We start from the raw sequence: 25,246 nt of genomic DNA, 5'->3' as shown, positions 1-25,246 counted from the left end.
CCCCGGGCCGGGAAGGGGCGGCGAGGGAAAGTCCCGCGCGGCGGCCAACGGCCGGCGCCTACTCCGGGTCCCGCACCCGTCGCGCCGCCGTGACCGCCGGGGCGGTGGAGTGCGGCAGCAGGTCCGCCGGGTGGGGCGGGGGGACCACCTCCACCCGCACCTCGTCGGCGAAGCGGTACGGGCGGTGCGCCAGGACCTGCGCCAGATGGCGCCGGAGCCGGGACATCTCCGCCCGTACCGTCACTGTCCGCGTCCGGTCGCCGAACAGGTCCGCCGCCAGCTCCGCCGCACTGCGCCCCTCCCGGTGCAGACTCAGCACGTACAACAGCTCCGCGTGCCGGGGACTGAGCTCGTGCGTCCAGCTTCCGGCCTCCCCCGACACCGTCACCGAGGACCGGCGCCGGCTGCTCAGGTCCAGCACGACCCGGCTCACCCCGGCCGGTCCGGGGGCGGCCTCCTCTTCCACCCGCACCAGCCACCCCCCGGGCAGCGGCTCCACCGCGCACATCCCCAGCGAGGGCAGCCACCTGCGGCCCGCCGCGAACGACTTGGGCAGCGGCAGCCGGTCGACCGGCGGCATGCCGGTCACGGCCGCCGGCCAGCCGTGCGAGTCGACCGCGAGCGCCCGGCCGCCCACCCGGCACAGGATCGGCGACGCCACCGACCGCAGCCGTTCGACGGACCTGAGGTGCCGCTCGCGCAACTCGGCCTCGGCGAGCCGGGCGACGGATTCCACCAGGGCGAGGGTGGCCGGGTGGAACGTGGATTCGGCCCCGCTCACATCGATGACGCCGAGGAGCCGGCCGTCGCGCGGATCGTGCACGGGCGCCGCCGCGCACGTCCAGTCGTGGAGCGTACGGACGAAGTGCTCGGCGGAGTGCACCTGGACGGGTCTGCGCAGCTCCAGCGCGGTGCCGATGCCGTTCGTCCCCGTGGTGTCCTCGCTCCAGGCCGCGCCCGCCTCCAGACAGATGCCGTCGGCCTTGCGCATCACCCCCCGGTCGCCGTCGCGCCACAGCACGCGGCCTTCCTCGTCGGTCACCACCATGATCTGCTGCGACGCCTGCACGACCGCGATCAGCCACTGGCTGACCGAGGGCAGCAGTTCGCCGAGCGCGGTGGCCCGGCGCCGGTGCTCCAGCTCGCCGGCCGGCAGGAGCTCGCTGCTGGTGCTCTGGTCGGGGTCGATCCCGATACGCATCACACGCTGCCACGACGCGTCGATGACCGGTCGCGGAGCGGTGCGCGGTGTCTCGCCGGCGAGGGCGGCCGACCGTACCCCGGCCAGCAGCCGGGCCGAACCGGCGCTGTGCAGGGCGCTCAGACGGGACAGGCCGCGGGGGTCGAGAGGTTCGATCTTCACTTTGCGTACCCCGTAACTCACGTGAAAGTCACTTGCTGTGAGGTGTTCCTTGCTCATCGTGCCCCGCCGCGGGCGCGCGCGCCCACGAGTCGGGACAAACATTGCAACGGTCTGCAACTCTCGTGCGCCGGGTCGCGTTTGTACGAAGGTGGAGACGTTCAGCCGGGGTGGTGCCGTGTCGGCGCAGCATCACCCCGGCGGCTCCCTTCTCCCGGCGGGTCGTTCCCCCGGCGGCCCGCCGGGTCGGGCGGCGGAGCGGGCCGGACCGCTCAGACCTCCGCCCGCGCCCGCTCCACCACCGCAGCCAGGTCGAGGCTGTGCGGCAGTGTGCCGAACGCCGTGCCCCAGTCCCCGCCGAGCCGCGAGGCGCAGAACGCGTCCGCGACCTCCGGCGGCGCCCAGCGCACCAGCAGCGACCCCTGGAGTACGAGCGCCATCCGCTCTACGACGCGGCGGGCCCGGCCCTCCATGCCGCCCAGGTCGGCGAGTTCGGTCAGCAGGTCCTTGATCGCCCCGTCGAGACGGTGATCGGCGCCGCGCGCCTGCCCGATCTCGGTGAGGAAGGCGTTGAGTGCCTGCGGTTCGCGCTGGAGCGCCCGTAGGACGTCGAGCGCCTGTACGTTCCCCGATCCCTCCCAGATCGAGTTCAGCGGCGACTCCCGCAGCAGCCGCGGCATGCCGGACTCCTCGACGTAACCGTTGCCGCCCAGGCATTCCAGCGCCTCCGCCGCCACCGGCGTGCACCGCTTCGTCACCCAGTACTTGGCGGCGGGCACCGCGAGCCGCAGGAAGGCGCGGTCCTGCTCGGAGTCGCTGTCGTACGCCGCCGCCAGCCGCATCGCGAGCGTCGTCGCCGCCTCGGACTCCAGGGCGAGGTCGGCCAGTACGTTGCGCATCAGCGGCTTGTCGATCAGCTTGCCGCCGAACGCGCTGCGGTACGCCGCGTGGTGCGTGGCCTGGGCCACGGACTGGCGCATCAGCGCCGCCGAGCCGATCACGCAGTCGAGCCGGGTGGCGGCCACCATCTCGATGATGGTGCGCACCCCACGCCCCTCTTCCCCCACCAGCCGCGCCCAGGTCCCGTCGAACTCGACCTCGCTCGACGCGTTCGACCGGTTGCCGAGCTTGTCCTTCAGGCGCTGGATCCGGAACACGTTGCGGGTCCCGTCCGCCAGCACGCGCGGCACCAGGAAGCAGCTCAGGCCGCCGGGCGCCTGCGCCAGCACCAGGAAGCCGTCGCACATCGGCGCCGAGCAGAACCACTTGTGCCCGGTGAGCAGGTACTCGCCCTCGCCGGCCAGCGGCTCGGCGTTCGTGGTGTTCGCGCGTACGTCGCTGCCGCCCTGCTTCTCCGTCATGCCCATCCCGAAGAGCGCGCCGGCCTTCAGCGACGGCGTCGTCAGCCCCTCCTCGTACACATGGGAGGTGAGCCGCGGCTCCCACTCGGCGGCCAGCGCCGGGTCGGTGCGCAGCGCCGGGACCGCCGCGTGCGTCATGGACACCGGGCAGCCGTGCCCGGCCTCGGCCTGCGTCCACACCAGGAACCCGGCCGCTCGCCGCACGTGCCCGCCGGGCCGCCCCCAGGCGTCGGTGAGCCCCGCCGCGACGGCCTTGCCCAGCAGCCGGTGCCAGGCCGGATGGAACTCGACCTCGTCGATCCGGTGGCCGTAGCGGTCGTGCGTCCGCAGTTTCGGCGGGTTCTCGTTGGCCAGCACGCCCCATTCCTGCGCCTGGACGGATCCGGCGGTGCGTCCGAGGCTCGCCAGTTCTTCCCGTACCTCCTCGGCGAGTTCGGGCGCGACGTGCCGCTCCACACCCTCGGACAGGGCCCGGTCGGACGTGAAGACGTCGTACTCCACCAGGGGTGGAGCCTGGTTGGTCACTGTGTGTGTGGTGGCTGCCATGCCGCTACGGTAAGGAGGTGCAGGCAGCAAAAGAAACACCCGAACGGCCCCAGGGCCGGCTTCACCGGGCCAGAGTCCTCTACCGCAATGTCTCGAAGCGCAAGTTGGTCTGGTTGCTGCTGAAGGACACCGTCAACTCGTGCATCGAGTACCGCATCCTCGGGCTCGCCGCCGAGGCGGCGTTCTTCACCCTGCTGTCCCTGCCTCCTCTCCTGCTCGGCATGATCGGTCTGCTCGGTTACGTCGACGCCTGGACCGACACCGAAACCGTCGCGTCCATCGAGCGCAACATTCTCACCGCCGCGCAGACGGTCCTCTCCGACCGCGGTGTCAACGACTTCGCCAAACCGCTGATCGCGGACGTCACGCAGGGCGCCCGCCCCGACATCATCTCGATCGGCTTCGCCATCGCGCTGTGGTCGGGCTCGCGCGCGGTCAACGTCTTCATCGACACGATCACCGTCATGTACGGCCTCGACGGCCACCGCGGCATCGTGAAGACCCGGCTGCTCGCCTTCCTGCTGTACGTCGTCGCACTGATCATCGGCGCGGTGGTGCTGCCGCTGATGGTGGTCGGTCCCGACCGGGTGGTGGACCTCGTGCCGTTCGGGACGGAGGTCATAAGCGTCCTGTACTGGCCCGTGGTCATAGTGCTCTCCATCGTCTTCCTGACGACGCTCTACCACGTGTCCGTTCCCGTGCGCTCGCCGTGGGTCGAGGACGTCCCCGGCGCGCTGATGGCGCTGGCGATGTGCGTGCTCGGCAGCTTCCTGCTCCGGATCTACCTGACCAGTACGGTCGAAGGACCGACGATCTACGGCTCCCTCGCGGCCCCCATCGCCGTCCTGCTGTGGATCTGCATCTGCGCGTTCGCGGTCCTGGTCGGCGCGGCCGTAAACGCCGCCATCGACCGGGTCTGGCCCTCGGTGGCCACGGCGGCCGCCCGCGAGGCGAACGACCGCGTACGGACCGCCCAGGCGGCGGCGGTCATCGCCCGGGCGGAAGCGGCGCGGGCGGCGGCGCGCGACGGGGAGGACGGGGAGGATTTCGACCCGGACATGCCGTCCGAGTTCCCGGAGCGGTGGTCGCGGTTCCTGCCGCCGGACGATGTGAAATCGCGCCTGCACTCGGGGCGCGACCGGGAGCCGAAGGAGACACCCCGCGAGACGCGCGAGACGCGCGAAGCACGCGAGGCCCGCGAGACGCGCGAGGCCAAGGAGTCGCACCCGTAGGCGGTGCGGGCGCCCGGCCGCCCGCGCGGCGGAGCCCCGCACGGTGTCGGCCCGGACTCCCTAACCTGGGGAGCATGTACGCGGAACGCGCATCCCGGCTCGACGGCGCCGTCGTCTGGACCCGCACCGTTGCGACCACGCCGGTCCCCGCCCGTCCCGTCCATCCCGTCCTCCCCGACGGCTGCATGGATCTGCTGTGGACCGACGGCAGGCTGTATGTCGCCGGCCCGGACACCCGCGCCCACGCGCCGGGTGACACCCCCGCCGGCGCGAACGCCCGCTACGACGGAGTGCGCTTCGCCCCCGGGGCGGGCCCCGCGCTCCTCGGCGTACCCGCGCACGAGCTGCGCGACCGGCGCGTGGACCTCGCCGACCTGTGGCCCGCGGCCAGGGTCCGTGCCCTGGCCGGCCGGGTCGACGGCGCGGCGGACCCGTCGGCCGCACTGGAGGACCTGGCCCTGCGGCACGCGGCGGACGCGCCCGCGCCCGACCCGGTACTCCGGGCCGTCGCCCGCCGGCTGGCCGCCGGCCACAGCGTCGCCGCGACCGCCGACGCGGCCGGCATCGGTGCCCGGCAGCTGCACCGCCGCTCCCTGGCGGCCTTCGGGTACGGCCCCAAGACGCTGGCCAGGATCCTGCGTCTGCAACGCGCCCTGGCGCTCGTACGCGGCGGCCTGCCGTACGCCGATGCCGCCCTTGCCGCCGGCTGCGCCGACCAGGCGCACCTCTCCCGCGAGATGCGCGACCTGGCGGGGACGACGCTGGGCGCCTACGTGGCGTCGGCGAAGAGGGAGACACCGCAGCCGTCGGGGTCCAGCACCACCGCGTAGCGCTGTCCCCAGAACGCGTCCCAGGGCTTGAGGTGCCCCCGGTGCCCGGCCGCGACCAGAGTGTCGTACACCGCGTCGACCTCGGCCGGGCTGTCGCAGCGGAAGGCGAGACCGATCCGGTCGCCGCCCTCGGGCCCGGTCCAGTCCGGGTCGAAGGAGCGCATGGTCTCCTCGGTGTCCCACAGGACGCGCAGACCACTGGGCAGCGTCGCCTCGGCGTGCGGGGCGGTGTCGGCCCCGGCGGGGACGTCCAGCCCGAGGAGCCGGTAGAAGGCGAGCGAGGCGGCCATGTCGGCGGCCACGATTCCGATGGCGTCAAGTCGTGGAGTCATGAACTCACCGTAGGCGGGGTGCCGGGGCCCGCTCTTGAAGGAATCGGACACCGGCGGGCACCTCCCGCGGTTCGTACGCGGGCGCATCGTGCTCGCACGCGTCGTCGATGCCGTACGTGTCCCACGCCGGGAACGGGTCGTCCGCCAGGGCGTCTTCGCCCGCCGTGCCGAGGCACGCGGTCAGCGCGTCGTGCAGGGCGCCGGCGCGCAGCCCCGTACCGATGAAGACCAGCTCCTGCCCCTGCTCGGTGTCCGCGTCGCGTGCCCCGGAGGGCTCGAAGCGGGCCACCGCGCCGGCCTGCGACCACAGGCCGGTGACGCGCGGCCGGGTGGCGAGCCAGAAGAAGCCCTTGGAGCGCAGGACCCGACCGTACGCACCGCTGTCGAGTCCGCCCGTGACGAAGTCCCACAGCCGCCCGGGATGGAACGGGCGGTCCGCGCGGAAGACGGTGCTGGAGATGCCGTACTCCTCGGTCTCCGGCACGTGGTCACCGTTCAGCTCCCGCACCCAGCCCGGTGCCTCCTGGGCGCGCTCCAGGTCGAAGAGCCCGGTGCCCAGTACGTCGGCGGGGGACACCCGGCCGTGCGTGGCCGTCACGATCCTGGCCGCCGGATTGAGGCGGGAGAGCGTCGCCCGCAGCCGGTGGGCGGCCTCCGGGGTGACGAGATCGAGCTTGTTGAGCACGATGACGTCGGCGAACTCGACCTGGTCCATCAGCAGATCGCTGACGGTGCGGTCGTCGTCCTCGTACTGGTCGAGCCCGCGTTCGGCGAGCCCGTCGCCCCCGGTCAGTTCGGGCAGGAAGCCCGCCGCGTCGACGACGGTGACCATGGTGTCGAGACGGGCCAGGTCGCCGAGCGTCGCGCCGTCGTCGCGGGGGAACGCGAACGTGGCCGCGACCGGCATGGGTTCGGAGATGCCGCTCGACTCGATGAGGAGGTAGTCGAAACGGCCTTCCCCGGCCAGCCGGCCGACCTCTTCGAGCAGGTCGTCGCGCAGGGTGCAGCAGATGCACCCGTTGGTCATCTCGACCAGGCGTTCCTCGGTGCGCGAGAGCGCCGCCGTGCCGCCGCGCACGAGCGCGGCGTCGATGTTGACCTCGCTCATGTCGTTGACGATCACGGCGACCCGCAGGCCGTCCCGGTTGCCCAGGATGTGATTGAGCAGAGTGGTCTTCCCCGCCCCCAGGAACCCGGAGAGCACGGTCACGGGCAGCCGGCCGGTGCCGCCGGGGAGGGCCGTTTCACGTGTGCCGGACATACCGGTCGCGCCGGACATGCCGATCAGCCCTCGGGGCGCAGGAGCCCGCGCTCGGACGCCTTGGCCAGCCGCTGCGGCACGCGGTACACCGAGCCGTCGACGGTGACGGGGACGAGTTGCGGCGTGGTCGCCTTCCACTGGGCGCGCCGGTGACGGGTGTTGCTGCGGGACATCTTCCGCTTGGGTACGGCCATGGGGTCCTCCTGGGTAGCGGCGGTGTGTGGGCCCGACGCTACATGAAAATGAATGCCATGTGCAATTGGATGGGCGCGGGAGGTGTCTCGACCGGCGCGGAAATCCTGGCGTATCGTGACAAATAAGATGCGGCTCGGACCCATGGGGGTCACAATGCTCGACGAGCTTCTGGCAGTCGGCGCGGCGACGGCGGCGGCCGCCGCGGTCTATGTGGCGGCGGCGGCGAAGGTGGTGCGGCAGTACGAGCGGGGCGTGGTCTTCCGTCTCGGCCGGCTCCGCAGGGACATCAGGGGCCCCGGTTTCACCATGATCGTTCCGGTGGTGGACCGGATGCGCAAAGTGAACATGCAGATCGTGACGATGCCGGTGCCCGCACAGGACGGCATCACCCGGGACAACGTCACGGTCCGCGTGGACGCGGTGATCTACTTCAAGGTGATGGACGCCGCCGACGCGGTGGTGCGCGTCGAGGACTACCGGTTCGCCGTCTCGCAGATGGCGCAGACGTCGTTGCGGTCGATCATCGGCAAGAGCGATCTGGACGATCTGCTGTCGAACCGGGAGAAGCTCAACCAGGGACTTGAACTGATGCTCGACAGCCCTGCCGTGGGGTGGGGCGTGTCGATCGACCGCGTCGAAATCAAGGACGTGTCGCTGCCGGAGACGATGAAGCGGTCCATGGCCCGGCAGGCGGAGGCCGACCGGGAGCGGCGGGCGCGGGTCATCAACGCGGACGCGGAGCTCCAGGCGTCGAAGAAGCTCGCGGAGGCGGCGGGTGTCATGTCCGACCAGCCGGCGGCGCTTCAACTGCGGCTGCTCCAGACGGTGGTGGCGGTGGCGGCGGAGAAGAACTCGACGCTGGTGCTGCCGTTCCCGGTGGAGCTGCTCCGGTTCCTGGAGCGCGCGGCGCAGCAGCAGGGCCCGCCGCCCGGACAGGAACAGGAACAGGAACAGGAACAGGAACAGGGGCAGCGGCGCACCGGCCAGGAGCCCCGGGCCGAGGCTCCGGCTCCGCCGCCGCAACCCGAGGTCCAGGGGCGGTCCGAGCCCCGGCTGCCGCGCGCCGACGACGCGCCGACCCTGGGAACGGCCGAGCAGCCCCCGGCGGTCACCGGCCGCCCGGAGCGCGCCCGTTCGTGACGGCGCAGCCCGCACCCCGGCCAGGAGCGGCGGGTCGTGGGAGCAGTGGCGTGCGGCCCGTCAGCCCGTGGTGGACAGACCGGCCGCCGATGCGGCCAGCGCGTCCAGTACGGGCTTGATCAGGGGGTGCTGCTCCGCCCCCCGGCGGACCGCCGCGAACACCCGGCGGGTCGCCGCCGGGCCCGAGACCGGGCGTACGACTGTGTCCTTCAGCTCCATCCCGCGCAGCGCCGAACGCGGCACCAGTGCCACCCCGGCCCCCGCTCCCGCCAGCGCCACCACCGCGCGGAAGTCGTCCGAGGAGTGCACGAGGCGCGGCTGGAAGCCGGCGAGTTCGCAGGCCAGCAGCATCACGTCGTGGCAGGGATTGCCGGGGTACGGGCCGACCCAGTCGCTGTCCGCCAGCTCCGCCAGCGAGACCGCGGGGTGCTGGCCGAGCGGATGCGAGGCGTGCAGTACGGCGTCGAAGGGCTCCGCGTAGAGCGGCACGCGCGCCAGGCGCCGGTCGTCCTCGTGGGGCGCGCCCCGGTACTCCACGGCCAGCGCGACATCCGCCTCACCGTCCAGCACCAGCGGCAGGCTCTCGTCACCCTCGGCGTCCCGCACCCGGACGCGGATGTCGGGGTGGGCGTCCGCGAGACGGCTGATCGCCGGGGCCAGCACCTCTGCGATGCCCGTCGCGAAGGCCACCACCCGCACTTCGCCGGCCGCGCCGCCCGCGTACTCCGCCAGCTCCGCCTCGGCCCGCTCCAGCTGCGCGAGAACCGCGTTGGCGTGGGTCAGCAGGATGTCGCCGGCCGCGGTCAGCCGTACGCCCCGGCCGCTGCGGGTCAGCAGGGTGTGGCCGGTCTCCTGCTCCAGCGCGGCGAGCTGCTGCGACACGGCCGAGGGGGTCAGATACAGCGCAGCCGCCGCGGCGGTCACCGTCCGGTGGTCCGCCACGGCCCGCAGGATGCGCAGTCGTCTGGGGTCGATCACCCAGCCATTGTCGCTCGTGCGTCGACGAAGGCCGCCACCGCCTGCTCGACGTCGGCGGTCGAGTGCGCGGCGGAGAGCTGGACCCGGATGCGGGCCGCGCCCATCGGGACCACCGGGTACGAGAAGCCGATCACGTACACGCCGCGCTCCAGCAGCAGCTCCGCCATGCGGCCGGCCTCCGCGGCGTCCCCGATCATGACGGGCGCGATGGCGTGGTCGCCGGGCAGGATCTCGAAGCCCGCCTCGGTCATCTTCGTACGGAACAGCTTCGTGTTGGCGGTCAGGCGCTCGCGCAGCTCGCCCGCCGACTCCAGCAGGTCCAGGACCTTGATCGACGCGGCGGCGATCACCGGGGCGAGGGAGTTGGAGAAGAGATACGGGCGCGAACGCTGACGCAGCAGCTCGACGATCTCCGCGCGGGCCGCGACGTAACCGCCGGAAGCGCCGCCGAGCGCCTTCCCGAGCGTGCCGGTGATGATGTCGACGCGGTCCATCACGCCGTGCAGCTCGGGGGTGCCGCGGCCCTCGGGGCCGACGAAGCCGACGGCGTGCGAGTCGTCGACCATGACCATGGCGTCGTACCGGTCGGCCAGGTCGCAGATCTCGGCGAGCGGGGCGACATAACCGTCCATCGAGAACACGCCGTCGGTGACGATGAGGCGGCGGCGGGCGTCCTGCGTGTCCTTGAGCTGCTGCTCCAGGTCCGCGAGGTCGCGGTTGGCGTAGCGGTGGCGGCGGGCCTTGGAGAGGCGGATGCCGTCGATGATCGACGCGTGGTTGAGGGCGTCGGAGATGACGGCGTCCTCCGGGCCGAGGAGCGTCTCGAAGACGCCGCCGTTGGCGTCGAAGCAGGAGGAGTAGAGGATCGTGTCCTCTTGGCCGAGGAACGCGGAGAGGCGCTGCTCCAGCTCCTTGTGGATCTCCTGGGTGCCGCAGATGAAGCGGACCGAGGCCATGCCGTAGCCCCAGCGGTCGAGCGCGTCCTTCGCGGCGGCGACCACCTCGGGGTGGTCGGCCAGGCCGAGGTAGTTGTTGGCGCAGAAGTTGAGGACCTCGCCGGAGGGGACGGAGACCGAGGCGCTCTGGGGGGTGGCGATGACGCGCTCGGGCTTGTAGAGGCCGGCGCTGCGGATCTCGTCGAGGGTGGTGCGGAGGTCTTCGCGGACGGAGGTGTACATGGAGTGGTCTCTCCCTGGCGGGTGCGGTGGTGGGTGATCGGGTGGCGGCTCGCTGTGCGGTGACTGTTCCCCGTCCCGCACTTAGGGGCCGGGCGTGCCCTCGACCGGCCGCTCAGCGGCGCGTCCCGGACCCTCCGGCGTTCGAGGAGCGGGGTCCGCGGGCGGAGCCCCGGCTCGGGAAGGGCGGGACGGGGAGAAGGGCCCCGCGCAGCGGTACCGGCTAGCTGGTCCAGTCGAGGATGATCTTGCCGCTGCGCGCGGTCGCCGCCTCGTCGAACGCCGCGTCGAAGTCCCGGTGGGAGTAGCTGCCGGTGATGACGGGGCTGAGGTCCAGGCCACCCTCCAGCAGCACCGTCATGGCGTACCAGGTCTCGTACATCTCGCGGCCGTAGATCCCCTTCACTGTGATCATCGACGTGACGATCTTGGACCAGTCGACGGCGAACTCCTCCGCGGGCAGGCCGAGCATCGCGATCCGCCCGCCGTGCGTCATGTTCGCGACCATGTCGCGCATGGCCTCCGGCCGGCCCGACATCTCCAGGCCGATGTCGAAGCCCTCCTTGAGCCCCAGTTGCCGCTGCGCGTCGGCGATGTCCGTCCGGGAGACGTTGAGCGCGAGTGTCGCGCCCGCCTTGCGGGCGATCTCCAGACGCGACTCGCTGACATCGGTGATGACGACGTTGCGCGCCCCCGCGTGCCGGGCGACGGCCGCCGCCATGATGCCGATCGGACCGGCTCCGGTGATCAGCACGTCCTCACCGACCAGCGGGAAGGAGAGCGCGGTGTGCACGGCGTTGCCGAACGGGTCGAAGATCGCGGCCACGTCCAGGTCCACCTTCGCCCGGTGCACCCACACGTTGGAGGCCGGAAGCGCGACGTACTCGGCGAACGCGCCGTCGCGGCCGACCCCGAGTCCGATCGTGGAACGGCACAGGTGCCGGCGCCCCGCGAGGCAGTTGCGGCACTTTCCGCAGACCAGATGGCCCTCGCCGCTCACCAGGTCCCCGACCGCGATGTCCGCCACGTCGGCGCCGACGGACGCGACCTCGCCCACGAACTCGTGGCCGAGCACGAGCGGCGTGCTGACGGCCTGCTGAGCCCAGCCGTCCCAGGACCTGATGTGCAGGTCCGTGCCGCAGATGCCGGTACGCAGCACCTTGATCAGCACATCACCGGGACCCGTCTCCGGCTCGGGTACGTCCATCAGCCACAGCCCGGGCTCGGCGTACTGCTTGACAAGTGCCTTCATGGCTTCGGCTCCAGGGCTGGATGCGAGGGGAGGGAGGGGGAGGAGAGGAGGGGGAGACGTGAACGCGTACCAATCTGTCGTCCCGGCGCCGCGCGGTCCATCGAGGATTTCTTAACCGGGCCAACAGCGCAGCTTCACACGCCCCCGGGGCCACCGGCCGCCGCGACGCGTCCCTACGCTGGCCCGATGACCGACGACGACGCCGTACTCCTGCGCACCGACGGGCACGCCGCCCACCTCGTGCTCAACCGCCCCCGCGCGATCAACGCCCTGAACCACGCCATGGTGAAGCGGATCGCCGGCGCCCTCACGGCTTGGGAGCGCGACCCGGCGGTCGCCACCGTGGTGATCACCGGGGCGGGGGAGCGCGGTCTGTGTGCCGGCGGGGACATCCGGGCGATCCACGCCGACGCGGCGGCCGGCACCACCGCTTCGGCGGCGTTCTGGCGCGACGAGTACCGGCTCAACGCGCACATCGCCCGCTTCTCCAAGCCGTACGTTGCCGTCATGGACGGCATCGTGATGGGCGGCGGTGTCGGGGTCTCCGCCCACGGCGGCGTCCGCGTCGTCACCGAGCGCTCGCGGGTGGCCATGCCCGAGACCGGCATCGGCTTCGTCCCGGACGTGGGCGGAACCTGGCTCCTGTCGCGCGCCCCAGGCGAGCTCGGTACGCACCTCGCGCTCACCGGCGCGGCGGTCGGCGCGGGGGACGCGCTGCTGTGCGGTCTCGCCGACCACTGCGTACCGGCCGACCGGTTGCCCGAGGTGCTCGCGGCCCTCGCGACGGACGGGGCGCAGGACGTGGTGAAGCGGTACGCCCGCCCCGCGCCCGCGGGCGAACTCGCCGACCACCGCTCCTGGATCGACCACTGCTACGGGGCCGGCACGGTCGAGGAGATCGTCGGCCGGCTCCTCGACAGCGGCGAACCGGCGGCCAAGGAGGCGGCGCAGACGATCCTCACCAGGTCGCCCGTCGCGCTCAAGGTGACGCTTGCCGCGCTGCGGAGGACGGCGGAGCTGCGGACCCTGGAAGAGGCTCTGGAGCAGGAGTACCGCGTCTCGTGCGCGGCGCTCTCCTCGCCCGATCTGGTGGAGGGCATCCGGGCCCAGGTGATCGACAAGGACCGTGCCCCGCGCTGGTCCCCGCCCACCCTCGGGGAGGTCACGGCCGAGCAGGTGGAGCGCTTCTTCGCGCCGCTCGCCGGGACCGCCGGGGCCGCCGGACCGGGTGGCACTGAATTCGCACATGTGTTTGAGTAACGGTACGCTGGAGTCATGGCCGTACACCTCCAGGGCTCGCTCTTCGACCAGGGGGACGAGATCGCGCTGGGCCCGCTGGACGGACTGCGCCGTACGGAACTCGGGCACGGCGCCTGGACCGACGTGCTCGCGCAGTGGGTCACCGGCGCCGACGCGCTGTTCGACGCACTGGCGCGCGACGTCGAGTGGCGTGCCGAGCAGCGGGTCATGTACGAGCGCGTGGTGGAGGTGCCGCGCCTGCTGTCGTTCTTCGGCGCGGACGATCCCCTGCCGCACCCGAGCCTCGAAGAGGCCCGTACCGCCCTGAACGCGCACTACGCCGCCGAACTCGGCGAGCCGTTCGTCACCGCCGGGCTGTGCCTCTACCGAGACGGCCGGGACAGCGTGGCTTGGCACGGGGACACCATCGGCCGGGGCAGCAGTGAAGACACCATGGTCGCGATCCTCTCGCTGGGCGCGCCCCGGCAGCTCGCGCTGCGGCCGCGCCGGCGCGACGCGGCCACCGTGCACATGCCGCTCGGGCACGGTGACCTGATCGTCATGGGCGGCAGTTGTCAACGCACCTGGGAACACGCCGTTCCCAAGACGTCGCGTGCCGTGGGACCGCGTATCAGCGTGCAGTTCCGCCCGCAGGGCGTGCGCTGAGCGGCTCCGCGGAAGCTCTGTTGCGGGGCCCTTCGCGCGGACGGAGAATGGAGAGCACGACCCGTAGTACGACCCGTTCCACCGGGATTCCGGGAGCGCCCATGGATCGCGACGAGCTCGAAGCGGCGTTCTACGGCGAAGGGCCGTTTCCGGTTCCGTGGTCCACCGACTGCCCCGTGCGCTTCGACGCCTGGCTGGCGCTCGCCCAGCCGTCGGCGTCCCCGGCCGAGCGGCGCGAGGACCTGATTCTCGCGATCAACGAAGAGCACGGCGTACAACGGGTGTTGCAGCACTTCAGGGACCTCCGCATGAGCGACTGTCAGCCCGTCGCGGCCGGCAGCTTCGTGGCGGCCCGGCTGACGCTCGACGAAGTGGTGCGAGCGGTCCTTCCCATGACGAACCTCCTCAGCCTCGTACGCCTCGGGAAGGAACTGGCGGAGCAGGTGGGGCCGACGGGCATCGAGGCCGCCCTCCAGGGCCACTTCAAGAGCCCACCGACCAGCGACGTCCACGACAACATCGAACGCCGCCAGGAGCGCAGCAAGCACCTCATGTGGTTCCTGAACCTGCTGCGCCGGGTCCTCGCCTCCTCGCATCCGGAGCTGCGCGGCACCCCGGCGGACGAACCGGCGCTGACCGCGGCGATGACCGGCATGCTGGCCGCCGTCGCCCTGGAATCACCCCTGACCAAACCGCCGGACGCACCGTCCCGGGGCGTCATCGACCGCAGGCAGCGGCACCCCGTCACCTCCGTGACGACGAACCGTCAGGCCGCGCCCGCCGTCGTCCGGTCCCGGTCCACGATCAAGGCCGACGCCGCCGAGCAGGTCTTCTCCGTCGACTGCGGCGCGATCGGCTGGGCCATCGTCGACAGCGGCATCGACGCCCGGCACCCGGCGTTCTACGACTGGGACACCGGCGTCACCCCCGCCCAGCAACTGGCGTCCCGGGTCACCCGCGCCTTCAACTTCGTCGGCGTACGGGGAACGCTCTCCGCCGACGCGCTCGAGAACGGCCTCATCGACTGGTCCCGGGCACTGCCGTATGTCGAGATGGAACTCCCCGCGCCGCAGAACCGCGCCCTGCGCACCGACATGCCGTACACGACGCCGGGCGACCACCACGGCACCCACGTGGCGGGGATTCTCGGCGCCTGGTGGCCCGACCGCGCGTTCCGCGGCATCTGCCCGCGCATCCGCCTGTACGACTTCCGCGTCCTCGACGACACGGGCGAGGGGGACGAGTTCTCCATCGTCACCGCCCTCCAGGCGATCCGGCACATCAACGAGCAGGCCGGCCGGTTCGTCATCGCCGGGGTCAACATCAGTCTTTCCGTACCGCACGACGTCGCGACGCACTCCACCGGCTGGACGCCCGTGTGCATCGAGTGCGACCACCTGGCGCGCTCGGGTGTCGTGGTGGTCGCGGCGGCCGGGAACGCGGGGTTCAGCGGAGCGATGCGCACACTGGGCACCGACTACCACAGCATCAGCATCTCCGATCCGGGCAACGCCGAGTCGGTCATCACCGTCGGCTCCACGCACCGCAGCAACCCCCACCGTCACGGCGTCAGTTACTTCTCCAGCCGCGGCCCCACCGGCGACGGCAGGCCCAAACCCGACCTGCTCGCGCCGGGAGAGGACATCGACGGTCCCATTCCGGGCGCGGGCATCTCCGCGATGCACGGCACCAGCCAGGCGGCCGCCCACGTCAGCGGCGCGGCGGCGATGCTGCTGGCCCGCAACCGGGAACTGCTCGGGCGACCCGAGCGGGTGAAGCAGATCCTGTGCTCCACGGCGACGGACCTCGCGCGCGAGCGCGACTTCCAGGGACACGGCCTGGTCGACGTCCTGCGTGCCATGCAGTCCGTCTGAAGCGGCGGCCGGGGCTGCCCCGCGGCGGGCAGCCGGCAGCCCGGCAGAAAGGAGGGCACGATGCTCACCTTCGATTTCCTCGACGCCCGTCACGGCGACAGCTTCCTCGTACGCTGGGGAACGCCGGACGAGCACGTCATGCTCGTCGACGGCGGCCCCGGCGGTGTCTACGAGGCGTCCCTGCGCGACCGGTTGACACGGCTGCCGCCCGGCCGCGACGGCATCCCGGACATCGACGTCGTCTGCCTGTCCCACGTCGACGACGACCACGCCGCCGGACTGCTCAGGCTGCTCGCGGAAATACGACGCGCGCGCCGGGACGAGCTTCCTGAGCCCTTCGCCGTCAGCAGACTGTGGTTCAACTCGGTGGAGGAACTCGTCGACCGGCGGGCCCCCGGGCTGAGCGCTTCCGTGCAACCGCTCGTCGACCGTGCCCTGACCGACAGCGGTGCGGTGAAGGCGAGCTACGGGCAGGGGCGGGCCATCCGGGACGAGGCGCAGGCGCTGGGCCTGGCCGGCAACCCCCTGTTCGACGGGCCGCTGACCGAGGGCGCCGAAACGACGCTCGACGACCTGGGCGTCAGCGTCGTCGCACCCGACGACGTGGCGCTCGAACAGCTGGAGAAACGGTGGCGGGAGGCGAAGAAGCGGGGCGACCCGGAGGTCATCTCGGCGGCGTACACGGACAGCTCCGTACCGAACCTCTCCAGCATCGTCCTGCTGCTGAGGCACGACGGCAGTACGGCCCTCCTCACGGGGGACGCCCGCGGCGACCGCATACTCGACGGGCTGCGGGCCGGCGGCCTGCTCAACGGCTCGGAGCCGCTCCACGTCGACCTGCTGAAGCTGCCGCACCACGGCAGCGAACGGAACGTGGAACGCGACTTCTTCGAAAGCGTCCACGCCGACCACTACGTCGTGTCCGCCGACGGGATCAGGCACCACCATCCCCACGAGGACACCCTGCGGTGGCTCGTCGAGTCCCGTGAGGCGGACGACGAGTACGTCGTCCACCTGACCAACGAAATCGAATACGCGACCGACGCGCTGAAGCGGCTGCGCAAGAAGCGCGGCTTCCAGGTCGACGTCCGGCCGCCCGCGGATTCCGCGCTCGTCATCAAGGTCGGTGAGCAGCGATGAGTACATTCGGACATACCGTGGCCGACCCCTGGGCCGTGGACTCTCCCGCCGTCGGTACGGGCCTGAAGGCGCATCCGTGCGGCGACACGCTCCGCCCCGCAGAACCGCCCGGCGCGGCGCGGCCGGTCGCGGTCACCCTCTCCGGCGGAGGTTTCCGGGCGACCCTGTCCGCGCTGGGCTTCGTACGGCTGCTGGCCGACGCGGGGCTGCTGTCCGGCCTGCGGTACTCCTCCTCGGTGTCCGGCGGCTCGGTCGCCAACGGCTTCCTCGCCACCGCCTGGCCGGCCCTGCGGGAGCGGGGATACACGGCCGGTGCCGTCGACGAGCTCGTCGTGCGGCCGGTCGTCGAGCGCGTCTCCTCACGTTCGTTCAAGAAGGCCCTCGTCCGGGGCCTGTGGCGGACGCTCGGACCGACGACCCGTACGGAACTCCTGGCGAGGCGCCTGGACGAGTGGTTCTTCGACGGTGTCGAGCTGACGGACCTGGACCCGGAGGTCCGCTGGATCGTCAACGCTGCCAACCTCACCACCGGCGCCCGGTTCACCTTCGAACGCGACGTGTTCGGCGACTACACCACCGGACTGGCCCCGACCGCCGGTACGGGGCTGCCCCTGAGCCGCGCCGTGGCGGCCTCCGCCGCCGTCCCCGGCGCCTTCCCGCCCCTGGTCCTGGACCGCGCCCCCTTCCCGTGCGCCACGCACGCACCGGCGCTGCTCGACGGGGGAACGTACGACAACACCGGTCTGGAGGCCATCGACAGCGAGCGCTACCGGCACGCCTTCGTGCTCGTCCTCAACGCGGGCGGCCTGCTCCGCCCCGGCCTGTACGGCCGCGTCCCGGTGATCCGCGACCTCGCGCGGGCCAACTCCCTGCTGTACCGGCAGAGCACCGCCCTGCGGACCCGCGCCATCGTCGAGCGCTTCCAGCGGGACCAGGGCTCCGGTCCGGACGGGGAACCGGCCCCCGGGGCCCGGCGGGGAGTCCTGGTCGGACTCTCCACCGACTTTCCGGCGGACGGTTCGGTGAAGCTGCGCGAGTGGCGCGAGGCGTTCGGCGAGCACCGCACCTTCGACGGCCGGGACCTGGCACTCGTGCCGACCGTCTTCGACCGCCTCGACGCGGGCCTGTGCCGCGCCCTGGTGTACCGGGGCTGGTGGCTGGCGGGCGCCGGTCTGGCAGCCTTCCACCCCCACTACCTGCCGGACGTCACCACGCTGGTACCGCCCGGACTCTGACGGCCGGTGGCCGCAGGGGCCGGCCGCGCGGGCCGGCCCGGGTCAGCCGCGCTCTCGTGCTTCGATGCGGAAGTCGAACGCGGCGGTCCCGGGGTCGAGCGCCGTCACCCCGCCGTCGACCGTCAGCACCGCGCCGTTGACGTAGGACGCGGCGGGCGAGAGCAGCCAGCCGATCGCCTCGGCGACCTCGGCCGCCTCCCCGGGCCGTCGCCCCGGCAACAGCCGGGTCGCTTCCTCGTACGCCGCCTCCACGCCGCCTTCGCCGGCCTTCCCCAGCCCTGCCTCCTCGGCGAACCGCGCCATCCGCCGGTCGGCCATCTCGGTGCGCACCCAGCTGGGGCACACGGTGTTGGCGCGCAGCCCGAACTGCCCGTAGTCGACGGCGAGCGAGCGGCAGAGCTGGAGCAGAGCGGCCTTGGACGTGGCGTACGCGGCGTTGGCCACGCCGTTGCGGAGCGCCGAAACCGACGCGACGGCGACGACCGCGCCCCGCGTCTCCAACAGATGCGGCAGCGCGGCGCGCAGCAGCAGGAAGGGGCCGGTGACGTTGGTGCGCATGACCGCCTCCCAGTCCTCTTCCGACAGGTCTCCCACGGCTCCGGAGCGGCCGATTCCCGCGTTGAGCACGAGTCCGTCCACCCGCCCGTAGGCGGCCACGGTCGCGTCCACGAGCCCGCGGACCGCGTCCGGGTCGGCGGTGTCGGACGGGTGGGCCAGCGCTCCGGTCTCCTCGGCGAGGCGCCGCAGCGGCTCGGGCCGGCGCCCCGAGACGACCACCCGGTGCCCGGCTGCGCGGAGCAGCCGCGCGGTGGCGGCGCCGATGCCCGTCCCGCCCCCGGTGACAATGACAACTCGCTCGTCCGCCATGGTTGTTCGGCCCTCCGTCGTCGCTCTCCCGTCCTTGTGATCATAGTGAGGCGCGCCGGCGCCGGGCGAGTGCGGGCCGCCCGGAACCCGAGGGTGGAATTTACCGGCGTACGCCCCCACCGCCCGCCCCCGGCCCTTACCTTGTTGATGTTGTAGGAGATCTGCCGCCAGGAGGAACGCAAGCCCATGGAAGGTGTGGTTCCACGGCAGCGCGCCGTGTCCGGCAGGATTCCGCTCGCGGTCGTGGTGGTGGGCGGCGACGGCCTGGTCTCGCACTGGAGCTCCGGCGCGCAGCGGCTCTTCGGCCACCGCGGGGAGGACGCCGTGGGAGCCCTCGCCGCCGACCTGCTGCCCATCTCCGGCGCCCTGACCTCGCCGTACGAGTACGACGCCCGCGCCGAGGGCTCCGACCGGCCGCCCGGCGGCGGTGTCGCGGGGCACCTCACGTCGGGGCGCGCCAAATGCCCCCGGCCGGGCGGGGCGAAGGCGTCAGACTCCGATTCCGGATCGCTGGACGTGCTGTGGTGGGCGTACCCGCTGGCCATACCCGGACCCGAGCGGCTGCTGGTGCTGGCCGCCGACGCCTCACGGCTGGGCGGCGACGGCGAGCCGCACCGCCGGGTCGCCCCCGGTTTCGCCCTGCACACGGAGTTCCCGGGGGCGGGCCGGCTCGCCGACCGGCTGCCCGACATCCTGCCCCGCATGGGCCCGGCCACGGCGGGCCGGATCGTGTCGCAGGTGCTCGAACTGGGCTATCCCGTACTGGAGATGAGTACGTATGAACGTGTCCCGGTCACACCCGACTGGGGCGTACCCCGGTACCGCGAGCGCCGTCCCGGCCCGGCCCTGGCACACGGCGGCCCGCCGGCCTCCGAAGGACCCCCGGCGGGTGCGGGCCCCGGCCGGCACGAGGACCGCTTGCAGGACCGGGGGAGCGGCCTCTTACCGGACGCGCACCAGGACCCAGACCAGGACCCGCACCAAGACCGTGACCACGACCGGGACCCGCACCAGGACCACGCTCAGGACCACGCCGACGCCCCCGACCATGCCCCCGACCGGGACCCGCTCGACCAGGACCTCGAACACGCCGCCGTCCGTGAGCGGCTGGAGTTCCTCAACGAGGTGAGCGGCCGAATCGGCAGCTCGCTCGACCTGAGCCGGACGATCCGCGAGGTCACCAGCGCAGCCGTACCGCGCTTCGCGGACTTCGCCGGCACTCACCTGCGCGTACAGATCCTCGCCGGCGAGGGATTCCCGGACGGGCCGCCGGACGTGACCACGGCCTGGCGCCGGGTGTGGGTCGAGCACAACGACGAGCCGGGCCGCTGGGACGACACCGTTCCCGTCGGGGAGGAGATGACCTTCCCGGAGAGGACCCCGTTCTTCCAGTGCATGGTGACCGGGGAGCCCGTCCTCCTCCCGCACATCGGGCCCGACCTGAGCGAGCGCATCGCCGGCCGGTTCGAAAAGCGGGACCTGCGCCCCCTGATCGGCGGCCGGTCGCTGCTCGTCGTACCGCTCACCGCGCGCACGGTCGTCCTGGGCTTCATGGTGCTCATGCGCCGTCCCGGCCGCGAACCCTTCACCGACATGGACCGCACAACCGGCGCCGAGCTCGCCGCCCGCGCCGGACTCGTCCTGGACAACGCCCGCATGTACGCGCACCAGCAGCAGGTGGCCGAGACGCTCCAGGAGAGCATGCTCCCCCAGGTCGAGCCCCGCACGGCGGGGTGCGACATCGCCACCCGCTACCTGCCGGGCACGGCGCTCGGCCGGGTCGGCGGGGACTGGTTCGACACCGTCCGGCTGCCCGGTTCCCGTACCGCGCTGGTCGTGGGGGACGTGGTGGGACACGGACTGCACGCGGCGGCCATGATGGGCCAGCTGCGTACGGCCGTACACACCATGGCCGTGCTGGACATCCCGCCGGCGCAGCTGCTGCGCAACCTCGACGACCTGGCGGGCCGGCTCGGACCCCGCTACCTCGCCACCTGCCTGTACGCGGTCTACGACCCCGTCGCGGGCGAGCTGCTGATCTCCAGCGCGGGCCATCTGCCGCCCGTGCTCGTACGGGCCGACAGCGGGCGCGCGGAGCTGGTCGACGTGCCCGGCGGCGCGCTGATCGGCCTCGGAGGTGTGCCGTTCGGCACGGCCCGGGTCCGGGTGTCGCCCGGCGACCGGCTGGTGCTGTGCACGGACGGGCTGGTCGAGGTGCGCGGTGAGGACATCGGCATCGGCCTGGCGGCCCTGTGCGAGTCGGCGGCGCACCCGGCCGCCTCGATGGACGAGGCGTGCGACACGATCATCCGGACGCTGGCCGTGTCGACGGCCCCGGAGTCCGGCGGGCGCAAGGACGACATCGCGCTGCTGATGGCCCGGCTGAACGGTCTGCCGGACGGCGACACGACGACCTGGCGGCTGGAGCCCACGGCCGCCGACGTGGGCCGGGCCCGGCGGCTGGTGGACGGGCAACTGGAGCGCTGGGGGCTGCCGGAGCTGGCCGACACCACCCGGCTGCTGGTCAGCGAGGTCGTCACCAACGCGGTGCGGCACGCGGGCGGGCGGCCCGTGGAACTGCGTCTGGTGCGCGCCGACACCCTGCTGTGCGAGGTGTCCGACGGGGACCACACGCTCCCGGCGCTGCGGGACGCCGGGCCGGACGAGGAGCGCGGGCGCGGTCTCGGGCTGGTGAGCCGGCTCGCGCAGCGGTGGGGAGCGAGCCACTCGGGGCCTGGGAAGGTGGTGTGGTTCGAGCAGGCGCTGCCGCCGGGGGCGCGCCGGGACGCTGCGAGCGGATGACGTCCGTCCGGGTGTCTCGGAGGGGCGCACCGGGGTAGGAACCGTCCTGCCGTCCTTATCTTCCCGTCCGTCCGCACCGGGGGCATCCGATGACTCTGACCGGCCGTTACGTGCACGCTTGGGAGAGCTACTGGGAGGACACGCCGGGCACCCCCGGCGCGGCGATCTGGGACACCGATCCGTCGCTGACCGCCGCCCCCCATCTGGAGCTGTTCTCGCCGTACGCCGACGCGGCTCTGCCCGTGGTCGACGTCGGCTGCGGCAACGGCACACAGACCCGCTATCTGGCACGCCATTTCACCCGTGCGGTGGGCATCGACGTCTCGCACGCCGGGATAGCCCACGCGCGCAGGGCGGACACCGGGCGGACGGTCGACTTCAGGCAGACCGACGCGACCGACACGGACGCCGTGCGCGCCCTGCACGAGCGGCTCGGTGACAGCAACGTCTACCTGCGGGCCGTGATGCACCAGAGCGATCCGCCCGACCGGCCTCTGATCGCGGCCGCGGTCGCGGAGCTGGTGGGGGAGCGGGGGCGCGCCTTCGTGGCGGAGCTGACCTCCGGGGCGAAGACCGTACTGCGGGAACTCGTGCGGGCGCCCGGCGGGCCGCCGCCGAAGCTGGCACGGGTCTTCGCGCACGGGCTGCGGCCCGCGGATTCCGCCGACCACGAAGTACCGGACCTGCTGCGCGCCTCGGGGCTCACCGTCCTGGCCGAGGGCCGTACGGCGCTCGCCCAGACGGAGTTCCGGGCGGACGGCAGCCGCATAGAGCTGCCCGCGCAGTGGCTGATAGTGGGCCGTACGGGCTGATCGTGCCCGTCCGTACGGCCGCGCGCCGGGCCGCGCGGGCTGCTGTACGGGCGCATCGCGGTTGTGCCTGTCCCCGGCCGGGCGGATTCTGTAGGGGATGAACCGGGCTGGTGTGGCGCCATGAGTGCGTGGAACGCGGCGCAGCGTGCCGACTTCCGTGGTCCCCTCGACGTCACAAGGGCGGCCACGGCGGTCCTCGACGCCCAGGACATGGTCATCGGATGGAGCCCCGCAGCCGGGGATCTGCTCGGCTACCGGCCCCAGGAGATCGTCGGACAGCCGCTCGGGATCTTCCTGCCGCCCCGGCCGGCCGACGCTCTGCCGCCCCTTCCGCCGTCGGAGGGGCCCGTGCCGGCGCCGGTGGCCACGTTCCGGGGCAACGAGATCCGGGTGGCCAGGCACCGGGACGGGCACGACCTGCTGGTCGCGACCGCGGTGTGCCCCCTGCCGGGCCCCGGCGCGGCCCACCGCGTCCTCGTCGCCACGGAGCTGAAGGACCTGAGGGTGTGGGAGTCCCGGCTGGCGCTGCTGCACGGGCTGGCCACCCAGTCGCCCGTCGGCCTGGCCATCTACGGGACCGATCTGCGCCTGGTCTGGTGCAATGTGGCGTACGAACGGGAGATCGGCAGGCCGTTCGACGAGTTCAGGGGTTTGCGGGCGGACGAGCTCTACTCCGGGGGACGGTTCATCACCCGGGGCTATCCGCGCACCCTCGAAGCGGTCATGCGCCATGTGCTGGACACCGGCGAGCCCGTACTCGACCTGCACTTCCTCGGCCGCCCGCCCAGTGACCCGGACACGGAACACCTCTGGTCCTGCTCCTACTACCGGCTCCAGGACCCGGACGGGCATGTGTTCGGGGTGTGCGAGGACGCCTTCGACATCACCGACCGCTACAAGGCCCAGCAGGGGCTTTCCCTGCTCGTCGAGGCGGGCCGCGGCATCGGTACCGCCCTCGACGTGCTGGTCACCGCCGAGAAGATCACCGAGGTCGCGGTCCCGGAGTTCGCCGCGGCCGTCACGGTGGATCTCGCGACGGCGGTACTGGAGGGCGAGGTGCCGGCCGCCGGCGGCCCGGCCGTGATGGCTCTCGTCCGCGTCGCCGGCCGGCCGGCCGGCGACGGCGGGCAGCCCGGTGACGGCGGACCGGGAGGGCCGCCCGACAGCGAACCGGACGCCGACAGCGAACCGGACGCCGACAGCGAACCGGACGCCGACAGCGAACCGGACGCCGGCGGGGAGCAGGGCGTCGGCGGGGAGCCGGGCGGGCGGGGTGACGCGCGCGCCGCCCGGGACGCGCCGGCCGAGCCGCCGGGGCAGCGTCCCACCGTCGTCTACCCGCCGGGTTCGCCGCAGCACCGCAGCCTCTCCTCGGGCGGCCTCGTGCTCGACGACACGACCCTCGTCGTGCCGTTGCGGACCGGAAACAGCACCCTGGGCCTCGTCACGTTCGTCCGCGCCGCGGACGCCGCCACCTTCGACAGCGGTGAGATCGCGCTGGCCGACGAACTGGTCGCCCGTACGGCCGTGTCCATCGACAACGCCCGCCGCTTCACCCGCGAACGCACCGCTGCCCTCGCCCTCCAGCGCCAGCTGCTGCCGCAGCACGTGCCGCGGCAGTCGGCGGTCGACCTGGCCTACCGCTACCTGCCCACGGACGACCTGTCAGGCGTCGGCGGCGACTGGTTCGACGTCATCCCGCTGTCCGGCACCCGGGTCGGACTCGTCGTCGGTGACGTGGTCGGCCACGGCCTCCAGGCGGCGGCCACCATGGGACGGCTGCGCACGACCGTACGCGCGTTCGCCCAGATGGACATGGCTCCCGACGAACTGCTGACCCGGCTCGACGACCTGGTGGGGCAGTCGGCGGAGGAACAGTGGGGCGAGCTCGGCTCGCTCGACGGCGCCTTCGACGACGTGACCACCGGGGCGACCTGCCTCTACGCGGTCTACGACCCCGTCTCACGACGGTGCGTCATGGCCCGCGCCGGGCACCTGCCGCCGGCGGTCGTGCACCCGGACGGACGCCTGTCGTTCCCCGACCTGCCGGCCGGCCCGCCGCTGGGGCTCGGCGGCCTCCCGTTCGAGTCCATGGAGATGGAACTCCCGGTGGGCAGCCTGCTGGCCCTCTTCACCGACGGCCTCGTGGAGGCACGCGACCGCGACATCGACCACGGCCTGGAGACCCTGGGACGCGTACTCGGCGACCGGCACGCGTCGCTGGAAGAACTCTGCGACCGCGCCGTCGCCCAGCTCCTTCCGGGCGGCACCACCGCCGACGACACGGCCCTGCTGCTCGTCCGCACCCGCGAACTCGGCACCACTCAGGTCGCCGAATGGGAACTGCCCGCCGAACCGGTCGCGCCGGGCCGGGCCCGGGAGCTGGCGACACGACAGCTCCAGGAGTGGGGCATGGACGAGCTGTCGTTCGCCACCGAACTGGTCGTCAGCGAGCTGGTCACCAACGCGGTACGGTACGCCGCCGGGCCGCTCCACCTGCGCCTCATCCGCGACCGCACGCTCCTGTGCGAGGTCGCGGACACCGGCCACACGTCACCGCACCTGCGCCACAGCGGGGACGACGACGAGGGCGGCCGGGGCCTGTTCATCGTCGCCCAGCTCGTCCAGCGGTGGGGCACGCGCTACACCCGCTCGGGCAAGACCATCTGGACCGAACTGGCCTTCCCCACCACGGAATGACACGGCGGACCGGTCCGTCGTGCGACCGGCCGTAAATGGCTGGCGCCGCTTTCCGGGACGGGGTTATGGTTCTGCTCGTCCCCGGGACGCGGCCGTGCGCCGCACCCGGAGGGACGTGTTGGTCCGTAGAAGAAGCAGGAGGTGAGGACATTGATGACTGTCACGGTGACGGGCGCTGCCCGCATTCAGGAGTTCATCATCGTTTCCACCCCTGTGGCCTCCGGCTGACACCCACTCGATTCGCGCGCG

The 25,246-nt window shown here is 72.6% G+C and carries 20 protein-coding genes; 11 read left to right on the top strand and 9 right to left on the bottom strand.

The window, feature by feature from the left end; all coding sequences use genetic code 11:
- Positions 1-58: 58 nt before the first annotated feature.
- Positions 59-1,357 (bottom strand): GAF domain-containing protein, encoded by a 1,299-nt coding sequence (locus AS594_RS08100; protein WP_240509238.1) that lies wholly within the window; start codon positions 1,355-1,357, stop codon positions 59-61.
- A gap of 275 nt (positions 1,358-1,632) precedes the next feature.
- The gene (locus AS594_RS08095) at positions 1,633-3,267 is read right to left on the bottom strand and encodes an acyl-CoA dehydrogenase family protein (protein WP_069926328.1); all 1,635 of its coding nucleotides are present in this window, start codon (positions 3,265-3,267) and stop codon (positions 1,633-1,635) included.
- A gap of 17 nt (positions 3,268-3,284) precedes the next feature.
- Between AS594_RS08095 and AS594_RS08090 the strand changes: the two genes are divergently transcribed.
- Complete coding sequence (locus tag AS594_RS08090; RefSeq protein ID WP_069926327.1) at positions 3,285-4,499, top strand: YihY/virulence factor BrkB family protein; 1,215 nt, start codon at positions 3,285-3,287, stop codon at positions 4,497-4,499.
- 74 nt (positions 4,500-4,573) lie between these two features.
- Complete coding sequence (locus AS594_RS08085; RefSeq protein ID WP_176733167.1) at positions 4,574-5,329, top strand: helix-turn-helix domain-containing protein; 756 nt, start codon at positions 4,574-4,576, stop codon at positions 5,327-5,329.
- On the opposite strand, the gene AS594_RS08080 is transcribed toward AS594_RS08085, so the two are convergent.
- Genes AS594_RS08080 through rpmF form a run of 3 tightly spaced genes read right to left on the bottom strand, consistent with a single transcriptional unit; the run spans position 5,269 to position 7,116 of the window.
- On the bottom strand, positions 5,269-5,661 hold the full coding sequence (locus tag AS594_RS08080) for a VOC family protein (protein WP_069930349.1): 393 nt from the start codon (positions 5,659-5,661) through the stop codon (positions 5,269-5,271). The two genes, AS594_RS08085 and AS594_RS08080, sit on opposite strands and share 61 nt — an antisense overlap.
- Before the next feature lie 4 nt (positions 5,662-5,665).
- Positions 5,666-6,922, bottom strand: coding sequence for a GTP-binding protein (locus AS594_RS08075; RefSeq protein WP_069930350.1), 1,257 nt, complete (start codon positions 6,920-6,922; stop codon positions 5,666-5,668).
- A gap of 23 nt (positions 6,923-6,945) precedes the next feature.
- Positions 6,946-7,116, bottom strand: a complete 171-nt coding sequence (rpmF, locus tag AS594_RS08070) for a 50S ribosomal protein L32 (protein WP_069935054.1) — start codon at positions 7,114-7,116, stop codon at positions 6,946-6,948.
- A 154-nt stretch (positions 7,117-7,270) separates the two neighbouring features.
- On the opposite strand from rpmF, the gene AS594_RS08065 reads away from it, so the two are divergent.
- Positions 7,271-8,257: a slipin family protein gene (locus AS594_RS08065; RefSeq protein WP_240508965.1), complete on the top strand. Its 987-nt coding sequence runs from the start codon at positions 7,271-7,273 to the stop codon at positions 8,255-8,257.
- Positions 8,258-8,317: 60 nt separating this feature from the next.
- Here the strand turns inward: AS594_RS08065 and AS594_RS08060 are convergent, their stop codons facing one another.
- The 3 genes from AS594_RS08060 to tdh all read right to left on the bottom strand — a co-directional run bounded on the left by AS594_RS08060 (position 8,318) and on the right by tdh (position 11,662).
- On the bottom strand, positions 8,318-9,235 hold the full coding sequence (locus AS594_RS08060) for a LysR family transcriptional regulator (protein WP_069926325.1): 918 nt from the start codon (positions 9,233-9,235) through the stop codon (positions 8,318-8,320).
- Positions 9,232-10,413, bottom strand: a complete 1,182-nt coding sequence (locus AS594_RS08055) for a glycine C-acetyltransferase (RefSeq protein ID WP_069933224.1) — start codon at positions 10,411-10,413, stop codon at positions 9,232-9,234. The genes AS594_RS08060 and AS594_RS08055 overlap by 4 nt, the downstream gene beginning before the upstream one ends.
- A gap of 220 nt (positions 10,414-10,633) precedes the next feature.
- A complete protein-coding gene (gene tdh, locus AS594_RS08050; RefSeq protein WP_069926323.1) occupies positions 10,634-11,662 on the bottom strand; it encodes an L-threonine 3-dehydrogenase in 1,029 nt (342 codons plus the stop codon).
- 186 nt (positions 11,663-11,848) lie between these two features.
- On the opposite strand from tdh, the gene AS594_RS08045 reads away from it, so the two are divergent.
- The 5 genes from AS594_RS08045 (at position 11,849) to AS594_RS08025 (ending at position 17,816) form a co-directional block, all read left to right on the top strand.
- Entirely contained in the window at positions 11,849-12,922 is a 1,074-nt protein-coding gene (locus AS594_RS08045) for an enoyl-CoA hydratase/isomerase family protein (protein ID WP_069933225.1), read from the top strand.
- Positions 12,923-12,937: 15 nt separating this feature from the next.
- Entirely contained in the window at positions 12,938-13,567 is a 630-nt protein-coding gene (locus tag AS594_RS08040) for an alpha-ketoglutarate-dependent dioxygenase AlkB (RefSeq protein WP_069926321.1), read from the top strand.
- Between the two features lie 101 nt (positions 13,568-13,668).
- A complete protein-coding gene (locus AS594_RS08035; protein WP_069926320.1) occupies positions 13,669-15,441 on the top strand; it encodes a S8 family serine peptidase in 1,773 nt (590 codons plus the stop codon).
- A 60-nt stretch (positions 15,442-15,501) separates the two neighbouring features.
- Positions 15,502-16,581, top strand: a complete 1,080-nt coding sequence (locus AS594_RS08030) for a ComEC/Rec2 family competence protein (RefSeq protein ID WP_069926319.1) — start codon at positions 15,502-15,504, stop codon at positions 16,579-16,581.
- Positions 16,578-17,816: a patatin-like phospholipase family protein gene (locus AS594_RS08025; RefSeq protein WP_069926318.1), complete on the top strand. Its 1,239-nt coding sequence runs from the start codon at positions 16,578-16,580 to the stop codon at positions 17,814-17,816. The genes AS594_RS08030 and AS594_RS08025 overlap by 4 nt, the downstream gene beginning before the upstream one ends.
- Positions 17,817-17,858: 42 nt before the next feature.
- Here the strand turns inward: AS594_RS08025 and AS594_RS08020 are convergent, their stop codons facing one another.
- Positions 17,859-18,683, bottom strand: coding sequence for an SDR family NAD(P)-dependent oxidoreductase (locus AS594_RS08020; RefSeq protein WP_069926317.1), 825 nt, complete (start codon positions 18,681-18,683; stop codon positions 17,859-17,861).
- A 186-nt stretch (positions 18,684-18,869) separates the two neighbouring features.
- Here AS594_RS08020 and AS594_RS45380 point away from each other — a divergent pair, with 186 nt between their 5' ends.
- The 3 genes from AS594_RS45380 to AS594_RS08005 all read left to right on the top strand — a co-directional run bounded on the left by AS594_RS45380 (position 18,870) and on the right by AS594_RS08005 (position 24,997).
- Positions 18,870-21,485 carry an ATP-binding SpoIIE family protein phosphatase gene (locus AS594_RS45380; RefSeq protein ID WP_069926316.1) on the top strand — a complete coding sequence of 872 codons (2,616 nt, stop codon included), beginning with the start codon at positions 18,870-18,872 and terminating at the stop codon, positions 21,483-21,485.
- An 89-nt stretch (positions 21,486-21,574) separates the two neighbouring features.
- Positions 21,575-22,297: a class I SAM-dependent methyltransferase gene (locus AS594_RS08010; protein ID WP_069926315.1), complete on the top strand. Its 723-nt coding sequence runs from the start codon at positions 21,575-21,577 to the stop codon at positions 22,295-22,297.
- Between the two features lie 120 nt (positions 22,298-22,417).
- Positions 22,418-24,997, top strand: a complete 2,580-nt coding sequence (locus AS594_RS08005; RefSeq protein ID WP_069935053.1) for a SpoIIE family protein phosphatase — start codon at positions 22,418-22,420, stop codon at positions 24,995-24,997.
- Positions 24,998-25,246: the final 249 nt, after the last annotated feature.

Origin of the sequence: Streptomyces agglomeratus (assembly GCF_001746415.1) — a bacterium.
Classification (GTDB): Bacteria; Actinomycetota; Actinomycetes; order Streptomycetales; family Streptomycetaceae; genus Streptomyces; species Streptomyces agglomeratus.
Note: the sequence above shows the minus strand (reverse complement) of the source record. Positions and strands in the feature narration are given on the sequence as shown.